Genomic DNA, 8,212 nt, shown 5'->3' on the forward strand with positions numbered 1-8,212 from the left:
ACGGATATCCTTCCGCCTATTTTTCGAATGCGAAGACTTGTCTCCAATCCGCCTTCATATCGACGACCAGCCAGTTGCGGCGCTCCGCCTCGTCGAGAGCCTTGTCGAGCTTGCCGATCTCGCTTTTCCGATCATAGGCGACCTCGCGATCGGCGTCGGTATGATGGACGATCATCGCGAAGCGGGGCGGCTTAGCGGCGGTGACCCAGCGCAGCATCTCGTAATCGCCGTCGGAATTGCCGGCGGCGAAGATCGGCCGGCGCCCGATGAACTTGTTGATGCCGGCCGGTTTGCCGGGGCCGTCGTCGACGAAGTCGATCTTAGGGAGCCGCTTGAGGACGGGAACGTCGCCGACGACGGCGTATTCCGTCGTGATCATGCTGCCGACCACCTGTTCCGGAGGGATGCCATACATCTTCCCGGCCATCGGCCGCATGAACTCCACGCCGCCGCCGGAGACGATGTAGGTCTTGAAGCCATTCGCGCGCAGATAGTCGAGGAGCTCCCGCATCGGCAGATAAGTCATCTCGTCGTAGGGCTTTCCGGTCTTCGGATGCCTGGCGCTCGCAAACCAGTCGGTGACGATCTTCGAGAACTCATCGGTGGTCATGCCCGCATGCGTCGTCATGGCGAGATCGACGACGCCCTTCTCACCGCCTTCGACGACGCCCGAGGGATCGCCTGCGAGAACCGACTTGAACGGCTCCTTTTCCTTCCATTCCGGGTTCTGGGGAGCGAGCGTCTTCACCCGGTCCAGCATGAAGGCGAACTGGAAGTAGATCGGCTGCTCCGACCAGAGCGTGCCGTCGTTGTCGAAGACGGCGATCCGGTCTTCCGGTGCGACGTATCCTTCGCCGCCCGCAGTCGTCGTGGCCTTCACGAAGTCCATGATCCGCGTCTTCGCGGCGGTGTCGTTCCAAGATGAAAGGACCTCCTGCGCGCCGGTCGCCGAGATCGCACCACCGGCGATCAGAAGCAAGGCGACCACGAGAGACGCAAGCAGGGCCTCAGATGCCTGCAGACGCGGGATTCTTGTTCTCATCATCATTCTCCTTTGGAGCGCCGGACGCATCGGAAGCCGACATGGCTGGTGGAGGTGTCCTCGGCTTCCGCATGGCGCGCGGCGGGGCGATAGCGCCGGCAGTAGTTCGGGGCGCAGAGATGCGATCCGCCCTTCAGCACGCGCCGAGCGATTCGGATCGCGGGCCGGCGGGGGTCGTAGCTCGCTTCGACGTCGCTGCCGCGCGGATTGCTCGGGATGCAGCACGAGTGCTTCGCCGGTTCCGGATGACGCATCGACCAGTAGTCGCTCGTCCACTCCCAGACATTGCCGATCATGTCGTAGAGGCCGTAGCCGTTGGAGGGAAAGGATCGGACGGCCGAGGTTCGTTGCTGCCCCTTCGGTTTTGTCGAGTGCGTCGGGAACGTGCCGCTCCACGTGTTGGCCATCGCGACGCCTCCGGGCGCAAGCTCGTCGCCCCAGGCGAACTCGGCGTCGTCCAAGCCGCCTCGGGCGGCCAGCTCCCATTCCGCCTCGGTCGGCAGGTCCATGCCCGCCCACTTCGCATAGGCCAGAGCGTCGGCGTAGGCGACGTGCACGACCGGATGGTCCAGCTTGCCGCGCAGATCGCTCAGGCCGCCGAGCGGCCGCCGCCACGTCGCGCCGAACTTGAACGTCCACCATTGCGAGATGTCCGGGCCGTCGACCGACTTCGGCTGCGTGAAGACGAGAGAGCCGGCCCTCAGCATCTCCGGCTGTGCGCCTGGATAGTCCTTGGGATCGGGCGTCTTCTCCGCAATGGTGACGTGCCCGGTCGCCTCCACGAACTCCTTGAACTGCCTGTTGGTGACCGGCGTTTCGGCCATCCAGTAGCCGTCGACTGTCACGGGATGGACAGGAGCCTCTTCGGGATAATGGCTGTCGGATCCCATCGCGAACGTGCGGCCGGGAATCCAGATCAAGCCGTCCTGCCGGACTGCGGTCGTGTCCTCGAATGCCAAAGCCATCGCTGCCTCCAGAACTGGTGGGCCGAGCTTAGCTCCCGCGTGCCGCGAGGGAAGCTTGTTACCGTAACAATAGGCGTAACAATGAGACTTCAGCCGTCGGATTGAGGTCGGGCAAGGCGCGCTTCCGTGGCCGACGATCGGCCGTCGGCAAGGCGATCGCCGACTTCAGCGCCGCCCGGTCCAACTGCATGTCGCGCGACCTGAAGAGCCGCCGCTCGAGGATGGCGACTTGGGCCGAGAGCCGCGGACAGGCCTGCGCTTCCACCCACTCCGAAGCTGTCCGATATCCCAGATTGCGGCTCCAGTCCTGAAGCGCTCGGTAGACCGCGAGGTCGTCACCTACTCCAATGACCGTTCGCATCCGGCCCAGCCTGCGCCGCGGAGAATTCCGGCGCCGCGCGCGCACACGCGTCACCCAGGTGCGGATGGCTGGTAGTCGCCGCCGGGCGAAAGCGGCGACCGCCAAGTCGATGGCGCACAGCAAGAGGACCAAAAGCCAGCCTCTCCACGTGCGGCTCGCAGGCCCATCCACGTCACCTTGAAGCGCTGGCTGGATGCGTTCGGTCGCCGCGGCCTGCGCGACTACGACGTCCGTGGCGGGGAGGGTCGCGGCCGACAGGACGTGCCCGTCCAGGTCGAACCACGGATACGAAATCGCAGGAAGCGGAAAGCGTCCCGCGCTGGAGGCCGTGTAGACGACCGTCTCGGTGCGCGTGCTCCCAGTTTCGACGGTGCGGCCGATCCCCCGCTGCTCGACGCCGTCTGCAAGTGCCGCCGGCCTTTCGTACCGCGCCACCCCCGCCGTCGTTCCAACCTCGACCGGCGGTATCAGCATCGCCTGCGTGTCCTCGGCAAAGACGACGATCGTCCTCACCAGAGCGTCGCCCGCCTTCAGGCTCGCCGGATCCCTGTCGAAGGACTGTGTCATCGTCAGGCCGCGGGCGGCGAAGGGCGTGGCGGACTGGTGGGAAGAAGGGCCGACGTCGAAGGAGGGAAGGGCGACATTCACCATCGCCTTCACCGGACTGCCATTGGACGAGTAGCCGAGATCGATCTCGATCACTGGAAGCGGGAAGGATCCCGCCTTTTCCGGAACGACCGCGTAGCTTCTACGGATCCCGGAATACTGCACGCCGTCGATCGTCTGAACCAGGTTCTGAGCGCGGTCGCCGGACAGCGTAACAAGCGCATCCGGCACGTCGAAGAGCGGAAACTGCGGCGGCGACGTGAAGAATTCCGGCGCGAACACGTCGACGACGACGTGCACCTGCTGGCCGGGAACGATCCCTTCGGCGCTTCCGATCGACGCACGCCCGAACGGTTCGGCGGCGAAGCCCGGCCCGCACGCAAGGAGGCCGATCAAGACGGCGAGCAATCTCATTGCGACTTCCTCCCGGCCTCGATCGAGAATTTGCGGGCCATCAGGTCGGCCGGGCTGACCTTGATGTTCTTGATCCACATCTCGGAGGTCTGCTCGGCGATGTTTATCATTCCCTCCTTGCCCTCTTTGCCCTTGTCGTCGAATTGCACGCTGTCGGGATTTTCGCTCGGTTGCTCCGGCTGCTCTTCCTGCTTCTCCTTCTGGGCCTTGAGGAGTTGCTGCGCGATGGCGAGGTTCGCAATCGCTTCCGCCCAGTCCTTCCGCTTCTCAAGCGCCTTGCCGTAGGCGGCGACGGCCTCGTCGAATTTTCCGAGATGAAGAAGGGCGTTGCCCTGGTCGTACCAGCTCTCGGCGGTATCGACGGAGGCGAAAGCGTCGACCGCCTCCTGAAACTTGCCGGCTCGATAGAGGGCAACGCCCCTCCACATCGGATCGGCGAAACGGCCGGCCGCAGCGTCAAAGTCGCCTCGTTCGAACGCGATGCGACCCTGCTGGTCGTGGGTCAGCCACATGTCCGCAAGCCCCCCGGCGCGCGCGCTGCCTGGCAAGTACAGATGGACCGCCAGCAGCAGGACGCTGGTTCGAACCACCCACCCGCTGCGGAAGGAGAAGGCCATGGCGATCGACAACGGCACGACCAGCCACCAGCCCAGGTCGCGCCAGCGGTCGCCTTCCTTGGCCTGCTTCTGGGCGAAGTTCGAGCGCACTCGCTGCGCTATCCACCGCACGTCCGTGTCGTCATCGGTCACAGTCGCGACGTCGGCTCCGGTCTCCTTTCCGATTTCCTCCAGCTTGGCTAGGTCGAGCTTCGAGAACACGCGTGATCCGGAAGGGTCGGAAGCGAATCCGCCATCGGGCGTCTTGACCGGACCGCCGGCCGACGTGCCGACGCCAAGGATGACGATGCCGTTCGAATTGGATTCGATCGCCTTCGAGGCCGCTTCCTCGACCCCGTCGGTCAGCAGCAGGATCGTGCCCGTCGTCCTTTCCTTTTCGAGCAGGTTGTCCGCCAGTTCCAGGGCGGCCGCCGTATCCTTGCCAGGCCTCGGCATGAGCCGCGTCGCCAGAGCGTCGGAGTAGCTTTCGAGCAAGGCGGCGTCCTCTGTCGGCGGCAGTACCAGATGGGCGCTCCCCGCATAGGCGACGATCGCAGTCCGAGCACCTTGCCTCGTATCGATCACGTCCTTGATCTTCAGCTTGGCGCGCTCGATCCGCGACGGGGTCACGTCAATGGCGTCCATCGTCTGCGACAGATCGACCGCGATGACCAGAGGCGCGGCGTCCTCGACGAAGGGCGGCGGCTCGCGCTGCCATGTCGGCCCCGCCGCGCCAACAATCCCGGCGACGAGGATACCCGCCAGCAGCCAAGACGGCCTGAGCTTCGAGCCTGGCGACCCCACAACCACTAGGCTGTCGAGCAGGTGTGGCGCGATCATGCCCTTCCATTGCGACCGGACGTCGCCCGAGCGGGAGGCCAGCCAGAGGATCAGGACCGGCAGCAGCAGCAGGACGAGAAGCCGTGGGCGGATGAAATGGAAGTCTGCGATCATGCGGCGGCCCTCCGGCGCATGACCCCGACCGCGCCAGCGAGCGCGTGGTATCCGGAGAGCACCAGCACGGCGGCCAGCAACGGCCATTGGAACAGCTCGACGCGGGGCCGCCAGGACAGGGTCTTCTGATCCTCCGGCGTGATCTGGTCGAGCACTTGGTAAATCGATGCGAGCTGCGCCTGGTCGCCGCCGAAGAAGTAGCGGCCGCCCGTGCCCGCCGCGATCTTCTGCAGCGTCGCCGTGTCGAGCTTGTCTTCGCCAGTCGCCGCCGGGTCGCCGATGCCGACGGTGTGGACGACGACGCCCTTGGTCTTCGCGATCTCGGCGGCTTTAAGAGGTGGCATCCGGCTCGCGGTATCGTTGCCGTCGGTCAGAACGATGAGCACCTTTTCCGGCACGGTCGTCTTCTCGAACATCCTGATGGCAAGCCCGAGCGCGTCTCCGAGCGAGGTGCGCGGCCCCGCCATACCCGGCACGGCCTCCGCGATCATCGTCTCGACCAGCGCGTGATCCATGGTGAAGGGCGCGAGCGGATAGGGCGCGTCTCCGAAGGCGACGAGGCCGATCCGGTCGCCGGGCCTCTTGCTGACGAAGTTTGCCACGACCTGCTTGACGGCTTCGACACGGGCGAGCGGCTTTCCGTCGGCGTTCGGAAAATCCTTCGCGTCCATCGACTGCGACAGGTCGAGCGCCAACAGGATGTCGCGCTGGGGTTCGACCTTCTCGATCGGCGGCTCGACGAACTGCGGACGGGCGAGCGCCAGCACGACGAGGCACCAAGCGAGCGTCTCGCTCAGGAGCTGGGGCCATGTCCTTCGGGCGATCACCGAACCCTCCGTCGGTCGTACGCCGGCTGCCTGTGCGACTTGTGCGAAGAACGGCAGCCTGATCGAGGCAGAAGTCTCCCGGCGCGCCGGAAGCAGCCACCAGACCAGCAGCGGAATGGGGAGCGCCAGCAGAAGCCAGGGAAGATCAAGCTGGTACATGATGCCGCTCGATCCAGTTTCGCGCGGCGACCACCAGATCGCCGCAGACGTTCGAAGGCAGGTCGGCGACGACTTCCGCCCCATGATATTCGAAGTCGTCCAGAAGTCGCGCGAGCGCGTCCCCGGCGGCGGCGCCCTCATGCTCGTGGAGGAAGCGGACCCAGTTGTCGCCAGAAAGCGAGGCGACTTCTGCACGAGGCCATGCTGCCAGCGCCGTGCGCTTCAGGACTTCTCCAAGGTTTCGAATGCCATCCCGGCGGCTCGCAGGATTTCGAAGCTGCTCCTCGATTCCCCTGAGAAGTGAAAGAGCCTCTCGTCGATAGGCGTTCGCACGATACCGCAACATCAACCGAACGCCGGCGAGAGCCAGCATGACGAACAAGGCACCCGCAAGAACGCCCCATCCCCAGGTCTGTGGCATCCAGGAAACCGGCTCGGGCGTCGCGATGTCGTGCAAGGATCGTAGCGCCGTCTCCGTCGTCGGATCGGGTTTCGCCGTCGGTTCCATCAGCGCCTCCTCCGCCGCCAGGCGGACTGCTCCAGCAGGCGCCGGAGCTGGGGCGCGCTCTCTTCGGCGGCCGAAATCGGAAGCATGGGAAGACCAAGTTCGCTCTGCCATGCACGAAGTTCCCGTCCGCGGTTCCGCGCGAAGGCGTCTATCGAGGTTCGGACGCTTGCCGTGCGCAGAGCCAGCTCCGCCTGCGGGCCGCCGCCGCTGACGACGATATCGCCGGAGGCCGGCAGCTCCAGCAGGAAGGGATCGTAGACGAGAATGCAGACGACGTCGTTCCGGGAGGAGAGGCGCAGGAGAAGGTCTCGGGTCCGCGCCGTATGCCCGTCGAAGTCGGAGATCACCACCACGAGATGGTCATGATGCGCCATATTTGAGACGGTTTCGAGCACGGCGTCGAGCTGTCCGGACGCCGCCGCCGAGGCCGCATCGGCTCTCAGTGCCTTGTTCTTTTCGGCGATCCGGTCCGCGAAGGCGATCACGGCGTTGCGACTGCGATGCGGCTTCACCTCGGTGATCTCGCCATCGCCGAATACGAAGCCGCCGACGCGGTCGCCGGAGCCAAGAATCCGCCAGGCGCAGAGTATTGCGGCTTCCGCCGCTGTCACCGATTTCATCGATCGCCTGCTGCCGAAGAACATGTTGATGCGTTGGTCGACGATAACCAGCGCTGGGCGTTCCTTCTCTTCGGAATAGACGCGGACGACCGGCTTCGTGGTTCGCGCCGTGACACGCCAGTCGATGGACCGGATGTCGTCGCCCGGCAGATAGTTGCGAAGCTCCTCGAAAGTCAGCCCACGGCCCCGCATGGCCGAAGTCATGCGGCCGGCAAGCTGCTGGTGGCTGCGTGCCTTCTGGACGAAGCTCAGGTCTCGGGCTCTTACCTCGAGAGCAACGAGCTGTTCTGTCGAAACATAGACGCCGTTTCCCGCGGGCATGGATCCTCCTTCACGATACGGCGACGAGTTCAGTGATCCGGTCGATCACCTGGTCCGACGTCGTGTTCGCCGCGTGCGCTTCATAGGAAAGGATCAGCCGGTGGCGGAAGACGTCGTTGACGATGGCCTTCACGTCGTCCGGCGTGACGTAGTCGCGGCCCTTCAGCCAGGCGTAGGATCGCGAAACCTTGTCGAGCCCGATCACGCCGCGGGGACTGACCCCAACCTGCAGCAACCGCGCGAGGTCCTTGTCGTAGCGAGCGGGATAGCGCGTGGCGAATACGAGTGCCACCATGTACTTCTCGACGGGTTCGGAAACGGTGACGGTTCCTATTTCCTTGCGGGCGTCGAAGACTGCCTGAGGATTCAGCTTCTCCTGCGATAGCGACTTCGTGCCGCCATGCGCCTCGTTTTCCTCGTCGCGGTTGAGCCGCATGATGGCTGCCTCCGAGGTCTCGTCGGGATAACCGACCTCGACATGCATCAGGAAACGGTCGAGCTGGGCCTCCGGAAGAGGGTAGGTTCCTTCCTGCTCGATGGGATTTTGCGTCGCCATCACCATGAAGAGTGGCGGCAGCGGATAGCTCTTGCCACCGACCGTGACCTGGCGTTCCTCCATGGCTTCAAGGAGTGCGGACTGTACCTTGGCGGGCGCGCGGTTGATTTCGTCGGCAAGGATCAAGTTGGCGAAGATCGGTCCCTGCTGGAACTTGAATTCGCCCTTTCCGCCCTCGCTAAAGTAGATCTCGGAACCAGTGATATCCGCAGGCAGCAGGTCGGGCGTGAACTGAACGCGTGAAAGCTCTGAGTCGAGATTTTTCGCCAGGCTCTTGATCGCC

The 8,212-nt window shown here is 64.7% G+C and carries 8 protein-coding genes; all 8 read right to left on the minus strand.

From position 1 onward, the window contains the following. Positions 1 to 16 precede the first annotated feature (16 nt). Positions 17 to 1,042: an HAD family hydrolase gene (locus tag BN1800_RS16725; RefSeq protein ID WP_086999495.1), complete on the minus strand. Its 1,026-nt coding sequence runs from the start codon at positions 1,040 to 1,042 to the stop codon at positions 17 to 19. A gap of 2 nt (positions 1,043 to 1,044) precedes the next feature. Continuing rightward, positions 1,045 to 2,007, minus strand: a complete 963-nt coding sequence (locus tag BN1800_RS16730) for a formylglycine-generating enzyme family protein (protein WP_086999497.1) — start codon at positions 2,005 to 2,007, stop codon at positions 1,045 to 1,047. 58 nt (positions 2,008 to 2,065) lie between these two features. After that, the gene (locus BN1800_RS16735; protein ID WP_086999499.1) at positions 2,066 to 3,388 is read right to left on the minus strand and encodes a BatD family protein; all 1,323 of its coding nucleotides are present in this window, start codon (positions 3,386 to 3,388) and stop codon (positions 2,066 to 2,068) included. Beyond that, entirely contained in the window at positions 3,385 to 4,938 is a 1,554-nt protein-coding gene (locus BN1800_RS16740) for a VWA domain-containing protein (RefSeq protein ID WP_086999501.1), read from the minus strand. The genes BN1800_RS16735 and BN1800_RS16740 overlap by 4 nt, the downstream gene beginning before the upstream one ends. Further along, positions 4,935 to 5,924, minus strand: a complete 990-nt coding sequence (locus BN1800_RS16745) for a vWA domain-containing protein (protein WP_086999503.1) — start codon at positions 5,922 to 5,924, stop codon at positions 4,935 to 4,937. Before BN1800_RS16745 ends, BN1800_RS16740 begins: the two co-directional genes overlap by 4 nt. Then, positions 5,911 to 6,432 (minus strand): DUF4381 domain-containing protein, encoded by a 522-nt coding sequence (locus tag BN1800_RS16750; RefSeq protein WP_086999505.1) that lies wholly within the window; start codon positions 6,430 to 6,432, stop codon positions 5,911 to 5,913. The genes BN1800_RS16745 and BN1800_RS16750 overlap by 14 nt, the downstream gene beginning before the upstream one ends. Then, positions 6,432 to 7,373, minus strand: coding sequence for a DUF58 domain-containing protein (locus BN1800_RS16755; RefSeq protein ID WP_086999507.1), 942 nt, complete (start codon positions 7,371 to 7,373; stop codon positions 6,432 to 6,434). Before BN1800_RS16755 ends, BN1800_RS16750 begins: the two co-directional genes overlap by 1 nt. Positions 7,374 to 7,383: 10 nt before the next feature. Further along, positions 7,384 to 8,212, minus strand: an 829-nt coding sequence (locus BN1800_RS16760; protein ID WP_086999509.1) for an AAA family ATPase, incomplete at its 5' end; no start/stop codon positions are given.

It is taken from the genome of Rhizobium sullae (assembly GCF_900169785.1).
In the GTDB taxonomy this organism is placed as follows: domain Bacteria; phylum Pseudomonadota; class Alphaproteobacteria; order Rhizobiales; family Rhizobiaceae; genus Rhizobium; species Rhizobium sullae.